The organism is Schleiferilactobacillus perolens DSM 12744, assembly GCF_001435585.1.
Classification (GTDB): domain Bacteria; phylum Bacillota; class Bacilli; order Lactobacillales; family Lactobacillaceae; genus Schleiferilactobacillus; species Schleiferilactobacillus perolens.
On record NZ_AZEC01000001.1, the window covers coordinates 352,743 to 369,563 of the forward strand.

Consider the following 16,821-nt stretch of genomic DNA (forward strand, 5'->3'; position numbering starts at 1 on the left):
GTTTAGGATAACGTGAGTAAGGGTTGATCTGTGGTGACGGTCGAGCCGGTGAACGGCTGCACGTCATGGTAGCGGCGCGTGTTGGTCACGACCACCGGCGTGATTAAGGAAAACCCGGCGGCTTTGATCTTGGCCATATCGAAGCGGACAAGGGGCTGGCCTTGTGTGACGCGGTCACCTTGTTTGACCAGAATTTCAAAGCCGTCACCATTCAATTGCACGGTGTCCATGCCAATGTGCATCAAGATTTCAGCGCCGGCGTCAGTATTTAAGCCAACCGCGTGACCGGTGGGGAAGACGAGGGCAATGGTACCGTCGGCGGGTGCACGCAGTGTCCCATCAGTGGGATCAATGGCGATGCCTTTACCCATGGAGCCAGAGGAAAATACTGGATCAGCAATATCATTGAGCGGAACAATTTTACCGGCTAATGGGCTGGTGAGTTGCTCTCTCGCGTTATATTCAATATCAGTTTGTTCAGGCGTGACAATTGTTTTAGATGCCGTAGTGGTGATGTTGCCTGCTGCGGCCAATACTGGTTCTGCAGATGGTGCCGGAGTGGCGGCGGTCGCTTTCGTGATTGGATCGACATATTTACGGCCGAGGACAAATTGCAGACCAAAGCCCAATGCTGCCGCGACGACAATCGCAATCAGCATGCCGTAAAAGGACATATCAATGCCAGTCTTCGGATTGATCATGCTGGGGATACCGAAGATACCCAGACCGCCCATCATGTAGTTGGCACTGCCGAAGAAGCCCATAACGGCACCGCCGACAGCACCAGCAATACAACTAAATACGAAGGGACGTTTGCGCGGTAAAGATAAACCATAAATCGCTGGTTCGGTGACTCCGAAGATGCCTGAAATGGTGGCTGGGATACCCAGTGCGCGGGTCTTTTGATTCTTGGTTTGCAAAGTCAAAGCTAAAACGACACCAGTTTGAGCAAATGAAGCAGCAAATGACAGCGCCAGTACGGGGTCATATTTCAAGGTTGCCAGATTGGCCATGGCGACTGGAATTAAGCCCCAGTGCAGGCCAAACATGACGAGGACTTGCCACAAACCGCCCAGCAGGATGCCGGCAATGATCGGGCTCAAGTGGTAAACCGCCAAGAATGCAGTCGATACACCAGTACTTAACCAAGTGGCTAGGGGTCCGATGAATAATAGCGTGACAGGAATGGTGATTAATAAAACTGTGAAGGGCACTAAGAAAGTTTTTACAGCATCTGGAATGAATTTACGTGCCTGTTTTTGAATAACCGAGGCAAACCATACGGCCACCAGAATAGGAATGACGGAGGACGTGTAGTTCATCATAATCACGGGCATGCCCAGAAAAGTCGTGTGAATTGGCGCTTGGAACATGGCCCCTTTAAATAAGGTGTAAAGGGTGGTGGAGCTGCTGTTCATCGCGACAATGGCGGGATAGCACAGGGTTGCCCCAATCGCTAGGCCAACGAAGTGATCCAATTTGAATTTCTTTGCGGCGGTGTAGCCTAAGATCACAGGCAAGAAATAGAAGAACTCGTCACCAATCGCATACAGAATTTGATAGGTGCCGGATTTAGATGATAACCAACCGAAAGCAACGAACATGGCGGCGAAGCCTTTAATCATCCCGGTGGCACAGAGCACACCCAGAATTGGGGAGAAGATGCTGGAGACCAAATCAATGAATCTGTCCAGCAAGCTCAGATGCTCTTTGCTGTCTTCTTCATCGGCATCCACGACACCGCCGTCCGCAAAACCGCCGACCTTGATCAAATTGTCATAGACATCGGCCACATTATTGCCAATAACGACCTGATATTGACCGCCAGACTGAACGACGGTAATGACGCCGTCTGTATTTTCCAGTGTTTTAGTCGCGGCCTTCTTGACGTCGCGTAGTTTGAACCGTAACCGGGTGGCACAGTGGACGACGCTGCGGACGTTGTCTTTGCCGCCGACGCCCTGGATGATGGCATGACTTAAATCGGTATAATCCATAATTCTCATTCCTTTCGATTAATTCCATAAAAATAGCCAAGGCGATTCGCCTCCTAAAATTGGAATTTCAGAGGGAACCGACTTGGCTAATGCGAGTGTGATACTCTAACACACCAATTGTGTCGATGATTAACGATGCGTAACACGCCAAACGTGTAAAGTGAGATACACTTTTTCGTTCAGTGATAACTGCCAATGCTGTTGGACGGCCAGATAATGCTCAATTCGTTCGACCGTGACATACGCATCATGGTATTTAGTTTGAATCAATTGGACGATCGCCGGGTCCAGTTCTGGCTCTGGATCAGTATTGGTCAATCCGTTCAGCCGGCGAATAATAAATGATTGCAGATGAGCAATGAACCGGTTGTAGCTGAAGGATGACACATCCAATGCTTGACCGTGGGCAAATTGGACAATGGCGACAATACCGGCGATCAGTTGCGTCATCAGCATGGTATCTTGCACATGAGTCTGCTTATTTTCAGCATTGACGATGTGCAAAACGATGGCTGGGATCTCCGCCTTGGTGAACGCAGGCTGCTTGATGTAATCATCCTGGATCAATTGGTACAACTTAGTGGCCAACTCGTATTCAGGCGGATAAAGCTGTTTAATCATCCAGGTCGTGCCATTGTCGGTCAGTACCAGGCCCTGTTGCAGCCGCTTGAGCACCAAATCCATGTGATCAATGAGGCCAAGGTACTGGGTGCGGGTAAATGAGACAGGCAAGGCCGCCTCGCTATCTTTGACAATTTGCTCAGTGATTTCCACCGCTTGTGGTGCGAAGTGTGCCAGCTCATTAAGTTCTGTGTGGTTTGCCGCATCTGTGACGAAGCGGCGTTGAATCTTATCTGCGGAAATCTCTTCGCCACACTTCTTGCCAAACCCGACACCTTTGCCAATGACCACATACTCTTGACCGGTTTCGTCCTTGGTTAAAGCGCCATTGTTGCCGAGACTTTTAACGAAAAACACGCACTCACCCATCCCTTTAAAAACGAAAACCCACAGTACGACCGATGCAAAGCAAACAATGCTTTGGTGGCCTGTGCTGTGGGCTGATGCCTGAACCTAATCAGTAACACGTCCAATTGATTACGGTTTCAATCCTAACCGATGTAAGCAAGCGCTGTCAAGGATAAATTTCAAAAAAATTCGATAAGTATTGCTGCTGGAAATGAGTCAAAACATAAAACCATAGGTATAGAGCCTGATGGTACGCAGGTTTAAAGCACTCAGCTGACCGATAATTTAAGATCTCAAAATTGATCGGAAATTAAGGGCAAAAATAAGGTTGACGAGTGCTTTGCAAACGGTTACGTTAAATAGTGAGCAATACTTTTATATCAAAAAAGAGTTGTGAAAGGGGAGAATTTCATGCTCAATATCGTGGAAAAACTGCTCATGCCAATTGCGATCAAACTGGGGAGAAACCGGGTTCTGTTAGCAATTCGGGATGGCTTTTTGATCACCACGCCATTAATTATCGTGGCCTCATTATTTCTTTTGTTCAACAACTTTCCCATTCCTGGTTGGGAAAACTTCTGGGCTGGCCTGCTTGGCAAGGGTTGGCAGGGGTGGTTTGCCAACGTGTCCCGGGCCGTGTTCAACATGGTGGGTTATTTAAGCTGCTTCGGGACCGCCTATGCCTATGGGCGAGCACTCAAGACTGATGCGGTTCAAGTCGCTGGCAGTGCAATGGTGGCGTTCATCATTTTGACGCCGACCACCATTAACATTAAAGGCGGCGATCCCATCGTCGGTTTAGACATGACCTATCTGGGCACCGATGGTATCTTCTTGGGGATCATTGTCGCCTTGGTGGCTACTCGATTATACGTGTTTGCTACCAAACGCGGCTGGACGATTCACATGCCCGATGGCGTGCCGCCTGCAGTCACTGACTCCTTTGCAGCACTTATTCCCAGCGGCCTGGTGATCTTGGCCTTCTTCTTTATCCGGATCGGTTTTAGTCTGACCCCATTTGGGACAGTTCACCAATTCATTTTCAGAATTTTGCAGACACCATTGAAAGGTGCCGGCAACACCCTCACGGCCAATATTATTTATGGCCTGGCATGTACGGTGTTCTGGTCCTTTGGTATCAATGGCCCGGCCGTGGCCAATTCAGTGTTCGGCCCGGTAACCAAGGTGTTGACAATGGAAAATCTAGAGGCTTTCCAAGCTGGTAAACATCTGCCCAATATCTTCACCGACCCCTTTTCCAATTTCTTCACCAATTTCGGCGGCGGGGGCAGTACGCTGTCGCTGGTGATCGTTATGGTGCTGTTTTGCAAGTCAGAACGGATCAACAAGTTGGGCAAGCTGGCGATTGTGCCGGGGTTTTTCGGCATCAACGAGCCAATCATCTTCGGTTTGCCGGTTGTGTTGAACCCGATCATTTTAATTCCGTTTAACCTGGTGCCGCTCGTGAACCTGCTGCTTTCGACACTGGTGACGAAGCTTGGCTGGATACCCTACACCAACGGGGTGGCGCTGCCGTGGACCACGCCGGTGGGATTCTCCGGGTATTTGTCTACGGGGAGTCTCATCGCTTCAGTGTACCAAATTGGTCTGCTGATCCTTGGTTGTGCCATCTATTATCCATTCGTGAAAATGCTGGATAATCAGTATTTGCGGGAGGAAGCCGGCTTACCAGATGAAGAAGTCGAAATGGACAGTTCAGACGCGCATGCGATGGCCCATTCATGATTGAAGGTTTTGACACTTAGAAGGCCAAAAAAGTGTGCTTAGGCCATGTGCGACAACGGATTGCGCTGATAAACATTTGATCGAAAAGTGCGTAATCTATCTTCCACAAGTGTCCCTCAATTATTAAATTGCCAGCAGCCTAATTGACAATCCTAGTCCAATTTTGAATAATGAGAGCAGCGGGCAGATGACGCTGATACCAGCCGTCGTCAAAACTGCTAGACGTGATTGGAAAACGTCACGTTGCCCGGCAGAGGCTTTGTATCTGACATGTTAGTCTTAGCACGGGACGTCTCCGTGCTCGTTTTCAGCCTCACTGGGAACAGTGGGGTTTTTACTTGCCTATTTGTTGGTGGTACGCGCACAATAAGACTCAAATGGAGGCGAGACCATGACAAACGAAAATGACCGGATTAACGTGCGTGTGGATGCCAAGCTTAAAGAACAAGTCACTCGGGTTTTGGATGATTTAGGACTGGATATGACCACTGCCATTACGCTTTATTTGGCGCAAGTGGTTCAGGACAAACGACTCCCGTTTGTTCCCGATACAATGGATCCTTTGGACCGTGCCACCACGATTGCCCTGAATCAAATTGCACGCGGTGAGAGTGAAGAATTCGATACCGTTGACGCTTGGTGGCATAGCTTGAATTCTAACTAAGCAATCGGTGGAGTTTGTGAGTTATTTAGTGGGCAAAATGATCAATATCGGGTAAAGTAAGAACTGAGCAAGCCTTCTTTTGTAAAATCGTGAGGTGAATATAATGTTCAGTGAAACCCTGACCCAATCCCAACGAGACGCCATTATGACCGCGATGACTGCTGAGCAGCTGGAAGTATTGCATCAGCAAAAATTAGGTCGCATGAAGTCTTTGTTTTTCAACTCTTTGTATCAGGACGGCGAACATTTTGAGTTTGTGGACATGATTGATGATCCTGGGAGAAAGCTGAAGTTGCGTTGTGAATGTGGACGACCGTTGAGATACCAGTACATCTTGAAAGATACTGAGACTGGCCGAATCCTGAAACTTGGTTCGACCCATTTTGCCCAGCACACTAACATTGCTCCGTCATTGATTAGAGAAATTAACAAGGGTGTCAAGCGGATCAATTTGACGTTGGATGAAATTTTGATTCCATTTAGCCATGGCGTGCGTTTTCCGACCGAAGATTACCTAGAAGCGCAGGATTATATCGAGAGTCCGAATTTGAAACGCATTGAATCTTTTCGGCATGCTGATTTGCCACCTTACGCACAGGATATGGATGCCATTTATGATGGCTTAATGCGACTGCGCGCAGAAGAGGAAGAAGCTGCCCGGCGGGAACGAATTGCGCAACAGGGCAATAATGTCAGTTCTAACCATAATAAAAAGTTATGGGCACCACGTTTTGGAAAAATCCGAGGCACCACAGGTATCGAAAACGGAGTACAATTCTTCGATTTGTCAGACGCACAAGAAGATGATGAGTCAGACGACGCTAGCGGTCTGAACTTTGCCCAGAAGTGGCTGGAAGAGCAGCGACAGGCGCGAAATACCCACATAATCGATCATCAATTGAGCGTTGAAGAAAGAAAGCAACAACTCTTGGAACAGGCCAAACAAGACTTGAGCGAAGCGTTTGATGGCCAAATACCGGAGTATATTTCCTCAGACGATGTGGATTATTTGGTGATCATGTACTTTATCGCTTATCGCGGACACAATCAGCCGCTGTATTTTAAACCCGTGGCGCAGTTTGTCCAAAACATGGAACGGAAGTATTCCTTGGATGTGAATACAGAATCCGGGTTGATTGAGGAGAAAAGTAACCGGTTGGTGGCTGCGTTGATGCAAAAGGGGACGCTTAAAGTTCAGCGGATTGGACCCGATAAATGTTACCTATACCAGCCCCGGTCCACGTAACAGGAAAGATAAATGCGTTGATGATTTATTTGGTCGATGATATTATACAAACAGGCAAAAGAAACGACAATCATTCACCGCAACGGTCTTACCAACCGTTGTATATGGCGGCCACCCTCAGTTGGATGGCCGTTTTCTTTGACTCTTTCCGTGTGCAAAACACGACCTGATGCTCTGTGTGATAACCGTTTATGCAGAAACCTGTTTTACCAACAATGCGTAATGCAGTCACGATGAGATGGTACAATGACCGTCAATGGGGGAGTGAACTCTTAAAATCTGCACAAGGGGATGGCCCATGGATTACGAGAACAACGAAGTAGAAGACGCCGTGAGGATTGAATCCAACAACGCGATAGGAACGCTGAGAATAAACGGATTATTTGATTATTCGTCAGATCGGACGATTATTGATGCTTTCGAAAAGTTGAGAATTTGGACGGCACGAGAAATCACGCCACGCATTGTGATTCAAGTGATCCAAACGCCGGGGATTGGGCCTGCAAAGGTTCAGCGGATCATAGATGTACTCACGCCACTTATTCAAAACAGTCAGGATACTGTTCTGGTGCACCAATTAGACCAAGTGCTTGTCCGTATCCATGGGTTCGAAAACAGTGTGACTGAGCAACGGGTGACCAATCTACCTGTGATGCTTGCCAAAGATGAGACAACGGTGGCCGATATTTTCTCAGATATGCGGCAACCAGGATTACTGAATGCATTCAGGTCTGCTGCAGTTGAGAAGTTGAGTGACCTGACGCCAGAAAAGTTGGTCCTTGTTTTGCGCGGTCGGAGCATTGGAATCAAGCGGCGCGATCAAATTCTGGAAATTTTGGATGATTACGCTCAACGCGCATTGTTGTTGACATCTCCCAAGATTGCAGCTACACCAGTTACGGTTATCGCGCCTCTCCTGACGACAACGCATAGAGAACTTAGCGAGGAAATCGAACGCAGGAACGGGATTGTGTACACCACGACGTGTTCCGACTTCTTAACAAGCGCGCGCTATTCTGTTCTAAGAGTACTGATTCATCGTCAATCTACTCGTGATCAGAACAGTGTTGGTCAAGAAAATTTGTACGGAGGTTTGCCAACATGGATTCAAGCAATTAGCCGATTTCTTGAAGCAGACTTTGGACTATCAAGAGAACAGACGATGGGAGAATTGCAGGCTGTTTCGGATCAGGCGCTGATTGAGAATATCAACACCTACCATGCATTACAACAAGGAAAGACGTTCGATTTGAATGCTTTTGAGAAGACACTGCTTCCTAATCGGGCAGTGTCCTTTAGACAAGGGATGATTGAAGGGCAGTCAACCACTGATATCGCAAAACAGCTAGGGTTGAGCCGAAATCGTGGGTATCAAAGCATGGCGGCTAATGATGTGGCATTCAGCCGGTATTGGCAGAAGAATCAGCTTACGCTGCATCTATTGTTAGCAACCAAGTGTGAGTCCTTCAACATCTCCGAGCACTATACGCCGCGGTTGGCGAAGGTTGTACAGAAGAGTCTGAAAGATGAAGATGCCGTTGCCGATCTTTGGTTCAGTTGATTATTCTGACCGTTATGCACAAACTGAAATGTTTTGCGTATCTATTTGTAAAGGACAATGTTGACATCCACGATCTTTTTCGTATACGATCAATTCGTACATATATGGAGTGCATGGCTATCTACGCTTTGTGCGCATAAGGAACAATCAAATCCAACTGAGAAGCCAAAGAAGCGATTGAGAAAGACGATTAGTCGTTTGCGCGATCGGAGGCTATTACGGTGAATAATGACGAATATTTCGACAAAACCATGGACCAACTGGATGCATATATCGATGGAGACGACAGCAAAGTGATTATCGATACGTTGCCCCTTACTGATCCGCCTAAATTCACACCAGCGCAAATTAAGGCTATCCGGCACAGTGTCGCTGTGACACAGCGAGTCTTGGCACACATGTTAGCCGTATCACCGCGCACTGTTGAATCATGGGAAGCTGGCCGCAGTGAACCAAGTGGCAGCGATCGCCGGTTGTTACAGATCGTTGAACAAGACCCGAAAATCATCAGCAAAGTATAAATTACTTGTGGATTGAGGAAAACATGCACCACAAGGCGGTCATCCGAAAAAGATGGCCGTTTTTTTATGCCAAATTTTTTCCTCACAAGCCCGCGTGGACAAAGCCTTTCCAGAGAACATTGAAAACGGTAACGTGTTCTTTTGAGCAAAAACTGTTGACACGAAAAACTTAAACGTTTAAGATGAAAATCGTAGAAATGATAACGATTACAAAACGATCACCGAGGGGAGATTATCCAAATGAAGTTGCATCGAATGTTTGGCGGTGTCATGGCCGCCGTTGTTGCTCTGACGCTGGCTGCGTGCGGCAGCGGGAGCAGTAATAGTAGTTCCAGCAGCACCCCAGCAAATCCCACATTGAGTTCTAAGCGGGTGAAGTCGGGGACACTCACAGCCTATGTGGCCAAAGGGAAGAATACCGATTGGCTGAAGGCTTCGTTGAAGTTGTACAACAAGAAATATGGTACGGACTTGAAGTTGAACCCGACCGATGTGGCACCGGCCGTACCCATGGTGCAAAAGATCACGCCGATGCTGGTTGCAAAACAGAGCATGCCAGATCTGGTTTTCTTACAGGATAGCAACGCTGGCGCAGTGATGAGCAAGTTCTCCAAAGACTTCTACTCATCTCAGGACTACGGTTTTGTGAAGAAGTATGGCGATGATTTCTATACCGCCAAGATGAATTATGCCAAGAGTATCGCACCGGATAAGAAGGTTTACGGCTTCCCCAACGACTGGGGGACCACGGTGCTTTTCTATAATGACGCCCTCTTCAAGAAGGCTGGGATTAACTTTGCTGATGTGAAGACTTGGGATCAAATGATTGATGCCGGGAAGACGCTGAAGGAAAAGACCGGCAAGAACTTGATGTTCATGCGCGATACCGGTGACTTGGATACCGTCAAGAACATCGCCATGCAGTTGGGCGCACCGTTGATCGACAAGAACGGAGCCGTCGACATTTCTAACCCGAAAGTAATCAAAGCTTATTCCATTCTGAAGAAGATTCAGGACGCTAATATTGTGTCTTACGGTAATATGGCCGACTATCTGAAGATTGGTCAACAGACTGGTATTATTCAGGCCGGCGGTTGGTTCGCTTCCATGCAACAAGAAAGCTATCCCAACGAAAAGGGCGACTGGCGCGTCCGGGCACTGCCATTGGTGAATGCCAGCGATAAAGTCATTCAACCGGCTAACGGCGGTTCCTCCTACTACGTACCGAAGAAATCCAAGAATGGTTTAGCGGCCATGCAATTCTTGACCTTTATGCTGACGGATAAGAGTTCTCTGGATGCTTATATCAAGCTGGCTGGTTTACCGGCCAATACGACGGCGTACAAGTCAGCGGCAGCTAACGAAGGTTTTGCTTATTACGGTGGTCAAAAGCTGACCCAAGAGATGAACAAGATCACGCTAGACAGTTTAACCGTTTATTCCTATCCGTATGTCAGCGACCTGGATACGTACCTTGCCGCCGCCAGCTACGACGTGAAGAAGAACGGTACTGCACCAAAAGCAGCACTCGATAAACAGGCACAACTCTTTGCTGACAAGTACAGCATCAAAGTGGTGAAGTAAGTAATTCGTCACGGCGGGGTTGGGACAAAATCCTGAATCCTGATGGCTATAGTGCCAATGCGGAGCAATCGTAGGTGGCAGGGGGCTCAGTGGTGGGAACAGTAATAAACTTGGCCCGGTCCTGGCCAAGTTTATATACTGTTAGGCGACTTTGAGACCGCGTTCCTCAGCGGGCTCAAAGCGCCATCACCACGTTCCAGCCCTCTGCCACCGGAGATTGCGCAGCTTTGGCACGGCCCCATCAGGCAGGATTTTATCCCACCCCCGCTTTTTTAAAGGAGATTATCATGGAAAAACAAAAGCACGGACTATCAAAATATACCGGCGCAGCCTGGTTGATGATTCTTCCTTTCCTGCTGTTCTTCGTCGTGACGATCTTAATACCGACACTGATGTCTTTGTATTTCAGCTTTGCCAGTATCGGCGACAAGATCGACTTCATCGGCTTGAAGAACTTCATCGCGGTTTTCAAGGATCCGCTGTTCCTCCAGTCCTATGCCAACACCTTTATCTTCATGATTGGTTCCATTCCCATCACGATTTTTCTCTCGTTATTGTTCGCGGTGCTGCTCAATTTACCCCATGTGCACGGCCAAGGATTCTTCCGGACGAGTTACTATTTACCGGCAGTCACCTCCGTCGTGGCCGTGGCTTCTGTGTTCCTGACGTTCTACAATCCCACTGGTTTGCTGAACAATGTGGTGACGCACCTGGGCGGCCAGCCCATTCCGTGGTTAACCGATCCGTTCTGGGCGCGGATTTCGATCATTATCATTTCCATCTGGCTGAACATTGGGTTCTATACGGTCATGTTCCTGGCTGGCCTGCAGAATATTTCCAGTGAAATTTATGAAAGTGCCGAAATCGATGGCGCCAGCAAGATGCGCCAATTCTTCTCCATCACCATTCCCTCGTTGAAACCAGTCATCCTGCTTGGCGTGATTCTCAGCACGATCAATGGGTTGGGGGCCTTTGAAACACCGAACATCTTATTCAAGAACTCCTATGGTCCAGAAAACTCTGCGGTTACCGTGGGGGTCAACCTGTATAAGACAAGTTTTGAACTGGTCGATTACGGGAAGGCGTCGGCGATTGCCTGGACGATGGTGATTGTCGCGGTAATTCTGTCACTGATTCAGTTCAAGATTGGAGGTAAGCGCAATGACGCGTAAACACAGACTGAATGCCATTATCGTCTATGCGGTATTGATCATTGGGATGATTATCTTCATCGCGCCTTATGTTTACATGATTCTAGCCGCGACGCAGAACAACGAAGTGATTTTGGGTAAAAATCCCTTCTTCGGTTTTGGCAATTACTTCCTGAAGAACCTGCAAGAGGTGCAAAAGGATTACCAATATACGCAAGTTCTGCTGAACTCGGTGATCATTACGGTGATTGGGACGACAATTTCTACCGTGATCACCACGTTGGCCGGTTACGTCCTCGCCAAGTACCGTTTCCGCGGCGGTAATTTGATCTTTTACTTGGTCATGATTGCGCGAATGGTGCCACAATTTGCCTTGATTATCCCGACTTTCTACATTTTGAGCCGGATGAACCTGACCAACACGTACACCGGGGTCATTTTACCCAGCTTGGCTTCCACTACGTCGGTCTTCATGATGCGCCAATACGCCATGGATTTTCCCACAGAATTGATGGAGTCGGCGCGGATTGATGGCGCCTCGGAATTCATGATTTTCCGGCGAATCGCCGTGCCAGTCTTACAGCCAGCCATCTTGACCACTGGCCTGCTCACGTTTATGGGCTACTGGAATGCCTACCTTTTCCCACTTATTATCTTGAGTGATCCGAAGAAGTTCACGGTGCCGCTGGTGATTCAAAATATGACGCAAAATACGTACAAGTCATTGAACTACGGCGCACTGATGTCCGTGCTGGCCACATCTGTTGTCCCGATCGTCATTCTATACATTTTGCTACAACGCAAATTCCGTTCGAACAACGTGGCATCAGCGATTAAATAAGCCTGGAGGTGTACTATTTAAGCAAATGCAATACAACGAAATAGGGTGAACATGGTGAGGACCAATATTAAAGACATTGCCAAAGCGGCTGGGGTGTCAACCGCAACGGTTTCGTACGCCTTGAACGGGGGAACAGGCGTCAGTGAGGCCACTCGGAAGAAAATTCAAAAAATTGCACGAACGATGAATTATACGCCGTTCTTATCGGCCCAAATTCTTGTCCGGCAGTCGTCCCAATTAGTATGCGCGTTGGTCGATTCCTACGAAACGGATACCAACAACGATTTACTGCAAATTTTGGAGGAACAATTTCAAAAAGCCGGCTACCAAATGCTTACGACGAGTCAAGTGCTGCCGGAGTTGCAGCAATCAGATTTGTTCAGCGGCATCATCGTCCTGGATCTCGGACTGACGAACAAACGGCGGCAACAGATTCTCGCGTTGAACCGGCCCACAATCTTCTTGGCCGGGGCAACCGCCGAGCAATCCATGAGTATTATGACCGATAATGCTGGCGGCATGCAGCTGATCTTTGCTGAAATGCAGCGCAGTGTACACCAGCGGGTCTGTATCATTGCGGGGCGAAAGGCGTCGTATAACAATACGCAGCGACTGACCGCTTTGCGTGAACTTTTTGCGACGCAGCGACCGGATATCAACTTTGACGAGATCGTTTATCCCGGCTACTTTTCCAGCCAGAAGGCATATCAATTAGGTCAAAAACTGATGGACCAGTATGATGCGTTCATTTGTCTAAACGACGCCATGGCCTTCGGGATTTACCGCGCTGCTTTTGAACGGGGCCTCACGGTGGGTCAAGATTTGTCGGTGACCGGGTTTGATGATGTCCTCATGGGGGCATTTGCGCTGCCGGGGCTGACTACGGTGGGCTTTAACCATCAGAAGTGGGCCAAAGCCGTCGTTGACCAGTATTTACAGTTGCAAAATGAAGAAGTGACAACCACCATCCATCAATTGATTCCGGCTGAATTGATCTCCCGAGGCTCAGTCCGGCAATCGTGAAAAGAGGAGAAATGATGACGGACAGCAAGTGGTCTTTAGACCAGGTCGGTGCCCAACACCTGCTGGATCAAGCAAATACCAAAGTGACTGCTGAACTAGCGCGCTTAGGCGCCAAGATTCCATATGCCGCCAAAGACGGTGTGTATCAAGAAGACCGCGGCCAGGATGTGACCTGGTGGACCAATGGGTTCTTTGCGGGGATACTATGGGAACTGAACCAAGTGCATCCCAACCAGGCCTTTGTTGAGCGGGCCCGCCAGGATAGCGACCACCTAATGACCCGCTTCCGCCAATTTACGACAATTGATCACGATATTGGCTTCGTCGCGCTGCATACCACTGTGGCCGACTATCGCATCACGGGGTCAGATAAAGCCTACCAGGAAGCATTGCTGGCGGCCACGGTCTTAGCCGGCCGCTACAATCCCCAAGGCCGTTTCCTGCGCTGCTGGAATCAGCCGGGCCGGGAAGGTTGGGTAATAATCGACAGCATGATGAACTTGAATCTGTTGTTCTGGGCGAGTCGTGAGTTGCATGATCCGCGCTTTGCCCAGATTGCCGTCGCCCACGCGGATACCGCGCTGGCGCATCATATTCGGCCCGATGGCAGTGCCTACCACATTGTGGGGTACGATCCGCAGTGCGGCGGCGTGGCCAATTATCCCCAAGGCCAGGGCTATTCACCCGAATCGTCTTGGACCCGGGGGCAAGGCTGGGCATTGTACGGTTTTGTGTTGGTCTACCAGCAGACCGGATTTGTCCGCTACTTGGCGATGGCTAAAACAATTGCCGCATACTTTATCCAACAGGCCAAGAAGTTCAACTGGTTCATCCCGGCGGATTTCAATGCACCGGACAATGGTACCCATGATTTATCTGCGGCGATGATCGCGGCCAGTGGCTTGGTCACGTTGAGTGAGTTGACGCATGATCCGCAATATCGGGCGGCGGCCGAAGAGCTGATTTTACACAATCAGACCCGCATCGATCTGGATCCAGAGCGGGATGGGATTGTCCAGGATTGCACCGGTTCGTATACCAGCGATGATCAGAGTGGAGAAAGAAATGTGCCCATCATTTATGCCGACTTTTTCTTTATCGAAACCTTGATGAAAATGGCCGGAGATCCATTCTCCATCTGGGCGGTGCCAGATGTGCTAAACTGACAAAGAGCAAAGGAGTGGATGCGGATGAAGATTCTTGTGACTGGGTTTGACCCTTTTGGCGCGGATAAAATTAATCCAGCGATTGAGGCCGTGAAACGATTGCCGGCAATCATTGCTGGCGCAACAATTATTAAATTGGAGATTCCCACCAAGTTTAATGTATCCGCGCAAGTTGTGCACACGGCCATTGCGGCGGAACATCCTGATTACGTCCTGAACATCGGTCAAGCCGGCGGGCGCTTTGCCTTGACGCCGGAGCGGGTGGCCATCAATTTGGACGACGGCCGCATTGCCGATAATGCCGGTTATCAACCAGTGGATCACACCATTCACGCAGACGGGCAGACTGCCTACTTCACGCAACTGCCGATTAAAGCGATGGTCCGGGAAATTCGTGAAGCTGGCATCCCCAGCGCAGTATCCAACACCGCCGGGACCTATGTCTGCAACCACATCATGTACCAGGTACAGTATATGCGGGATAAAGAATTCCCGGATATCAAGGCAGGTTTCATGCATATTCCGTTTTTACCGGATCAGGTTGTGAATCGACCTGGTACGCCGAGTTTGTCGCTGGCCGATGATGTCAAAGGCATCACGGCAGCCATTGCGGCAATCGTGGCTCGGGATGGCCAAGGTGACATTAAAACCATTGAAGGCACCATCGCATAATCGGTGAACAGTACCAACACGAAACGGTCGTTATCAGTCGCGACCGTTTTTTAAGTGGGATTGATGTAACCGCTTGCATTCAGGGCGTCCGATTCGTTACACTAGACTTGTGAAGAATTCTTGGACTATCCATACAAAGGAAGTGGTGGCCGATCAATAGCCGCATGGACCAACCCACAGCAGTATCATTTCTCGTTGCTGCCTGTTTACGCAAACCGCTGTAAACAGACTGTGCCCTTGGGGAGGGACATACCAATGAAAAATTGGGTGAATGACAAACTATTACCCGCTGTGCTGAAGTTTTCCAATACAAAAGTCATCTCGTCAATGAAGAACGGGTTAATCTATACCATGCCATTGACGATCGTCGGTTCAATTTTCTTGTTACTCTCGAATTTCCCGGTACCATCCGTCTCCGATTTCTTTATGAAAACTGGCTGGACGATGCGGTTCGCGCAGGTCACTGGGGCCACATACGATCTCATTGCGCTGATTTCGGTATTTGCGATTGCCTATCAATGGGTAAAAGAAGACGGGTTCCAAGGCCTGCCAGCTGGGATACTGGGGATGGTGGCCTACGTCATTACATTAACGCCAATTAAACAAGTGATGAATACTTCTGGGACCAAAGTAATCGCTACTGCCACTGGTGTCATTGATAAGTCTTGGACTGGTGGTAAAGGGATGATTGCCGCGATTATCTTGGGTGCGGTCGTCGGGTGGATTTATTCTTGGTTCTTGAAACGGGATATTCGAATTAAACTCCCGGACCAAGTACCTGCCAACGTCACTGGTGCCTTTACCGCTTTGATTCCGGCCGCAGTCATTATGACCTTGGCTTTTGGCATTTATATCTTCTTCGATGGTGTTTTCCACATGACTATGGTGGATGCTATTTACCGGGTCATTCAAACACCGTTGCAAGGGCTCACCGATAATGCGGTGGGACTGTTTGTCTATATCTTCTTAATTTCTTTCTTGTGGTCGTTTGGGATCCACGGGCCAATCGTTGTGGGCGGTATTTTAGGCCCGGTTTTGTCGGCCAACACATTGGAGAATATCAAACTATTCCAAGAAGGTGGACGCGCAGCATTGGAAGCCCGGGGCCATGTCTTTGTCCAACCGATTATTGACCAGTTTGTGACAGTCACTGGTTCTGGCGTCACAATTGGATTGGTCGTGTTCATGCTATTTTTTGCCAAGTCTAAAATGCTCAAAGACCTTGGCAAGCTTGCTCTTGGCCCGGCAATTTTCAACATTAACGAGCCATTGCTTTTCGGGATTCCCATTGTGTTGAATCCGGTACTGATTCCGCCTTTCATCATTACACCATTGGTGACTGGTATGCTGACGTATCTCGCCATCTGGTTGAAAATCTTACCCGTCCTGTCCGGTGTGACAGTGCCTTGGACCACGCCAGCGATTATTTCGGGATTGATCATCGGCGGAACGGATGGTTGGAAGTTCATGCTCTGGCAAGCATTAATGCTGGTGCTTTCTTGCGTCATCTGGTTCCCCTTCGCCCGTATCCAAGATCGTCAAAACCTGGCGATTGAGCGGGGTGAAGATCCAAGTCAATTAGCAGACGATATCGCAGAAGCAAAGGATACTGCCACCACACATGAGGCGGCTAATTAACCAATTTTCTTGAATGCCCATCTAACGATTTTGTTAGATGGG

The 16,821-nt window shown here is 48.7% G+C and carries 14 protein-coding genes; 12 read left to right on the forward strand and 2 right to left on the reverse strand.

All coding sequences use genetic code 11. The features are described from left to right. Window positions 1-2: 2 nt before the first annotated feature. Entirely contained in the window at window positions 3-1,997 is a 1,995-nt protein-coding gene (locus tag FD09_RS01465) for a beta-glucoside-specific PTS transporter subunit IIABC (protein WP_057817536.1), read from the reverse strand. A gap of 129 nt (window positions 1,998-2,126) precedes the next feature. Then, a complete protein-coding gene (locus FD09_RS01470) occupies window positions 2,127-2,975 on the reverse strand; it encodes a PRD domain-containing protein (RefSeq protein ID WP_057817538.1) in 849 nt (282 codons plus the stop codon). A 402-nt stretch (window positions 2,976-3,377) separates the two neighbouring features. On the opposite strand from FD09_RS01470, the gene FD09_RS01475 reads away from it, so the two are divergent. The 12 genes from FD09_RS01475 (at window position 3,378) to FD09_RS01530 (ending at window position 16,779) form a co-directional block, all read left to right on the forward strand. Then, window positions 3,378-4,712 (forward strand): PTS sugar transporter subunit IIC, encoded by a 1,335-nt coding sequence (locus tag FD09_RS01475; protein WP_057817540.1) that lies wholly within the window; start codon window positions 3,378-3,380, stop codon window positions 4,710-4,712. 391 nt (window positions 4,713-5,103) lie between these two features. After that, window positions 5,104-5,376 (forward strand): type II toxin-antitoxin system RelB/DinJ family antitoxin, encoded by a 273-nt coding sequence (locus FD09_RS01480; protein ID WP_057817541.1) that lies wholly within the window; start codon window positions 5,104-5,106, stop codon window positions 5,374-5,376. Window positions 5,377-5,479: 103 nt separating this feature from the next. After that, on the forward strand, window positions 5,480-6,622 hold the full coding sequence (locus tag FD09_RS01485; protein ID WP_057817543.1) for a hypothetical protein: 1,143 nt from the start codon (window positions 5,480-5,482) through the stop codon (window positions 6,620-6,622). Window positions 6,623-6,920: 298 nt separating this feature from the next. Next, complete coding sequence (locus tag FD09_RS01490) at window positions 6,921-8,183, forward strand: hypothetical protein (protein ID WP_057817545.1); 1,263 nt, start codon at window positions 6,921-6,923, stop codon at window positions 8,181-8,183. Window positions 8,184-8,404: 221 nt separating this feature from the next. Beyond that, window positions 8,405-8,704 carry a helix-turn-helix domain-containing protein gene (locus tag FD09_RS01495; protein WP_235812184.1) on the forward strand — a complete coding sequence of 100 codons (300 nt, stop codon included), beginning with the start codon at window positions 8,405-8,407 and terminating at the stop codon, window positions 8,702-8,704. Between the two features lie 240 nt (window positions 8,705-8,944). Beyond that, on the forward strand, window positions 8,945-10,288 hold the full coding sequence (locus FD09_RS01500; protein WP_057817546.1) for an ABC transporter substrate-binding protein: 1,344 nt from the start codon (window positions 8,945-8,947) through the stop codon (window positions 10,286-10,288). 287 nt (window positions 10,289-10,575) lie between these two features. Continuing rightward, the gene (locus FD09_RS01505) at window positions 10,576-11,460 is read left to right on the forward strand and encodes a carbohydrate ABC transporter permease (RefSeq protein WP_057817548.1); all 885 of its coding nucleotides are present in this window, start codon (window positions 10,576-10,578) and stop codon (window positions 11,458-11,460) included. After that, window positions 11,450-12,280 (forward strand): carbohydrate ABC transporter permease, encoded by an 831-nt coding sequence (locus FD09_RS01510; RefSeq protein ID WP_057817550.1) that lies wholly within the window; start codon window positions 11,450-11,452, stop codon window positions 12,278-12,280. Before FD09_RS01505 ends, FD09_RS01510 begins: the two co-directional genes overlap by 11 nt. A gap of 51 nt (window positions 12,281-12,331) precedes the next feature. Beyond that, the gene (locus tag FD09_RS01515) at window positions 12,332-13,303 is read left to right on the forward strand and encodes a LacI family DNA-binding transcriptional regulator (RefSeq protein WP_057817552.1); all 972 of its coding nucleotides are present in this window, start codon (window positions 12,332-12,334) and stop codon (window positions 13,301-13,303) included. A gap of 14 nt (window positions 13,304-13,317) precedes the next feature. Continuing rightward, window positions 13,318-14,469 carry a glycoside hydrolase family 88 protein gene (locus FD09_RS01520; protein ID WP_057817554.1) on the forward strand — a complete coding sequence of 384 codons (1,152 nt, stop codon included), beginning with the start codon at window positions 13,318-13,320 and terminating at the stop codon, window positions 14,467-14,469. Window positions 14,470-14,493: 24 nt separating this feature from the next. Next, on the forward strand, window positions 14,494-15,141 hold the full coding sequence (gene pcp / locus FD09_RS01525; RefSeq protein WP_057817556.1) for a pyroglutamyl-peptidase I: 648 nt from the start codon (window positions 14,494-14,496) through the stop codon (window positions 15,139-15,141). Between the two features lie 255 nt (window positions 15,142-15,396). Next, entirely contained in the window at window positions 15,397-16,779 is a 1,383-nt protein-coding gene (locus tag FD09_RS01530; RefSeq protein WP_057817558.1) for a PTS sugar transporter subunit IIC, read from the forward strand. The last annotated feature ends 42 nt before the right edge of the window (window positions 16,780-16,821 follow it).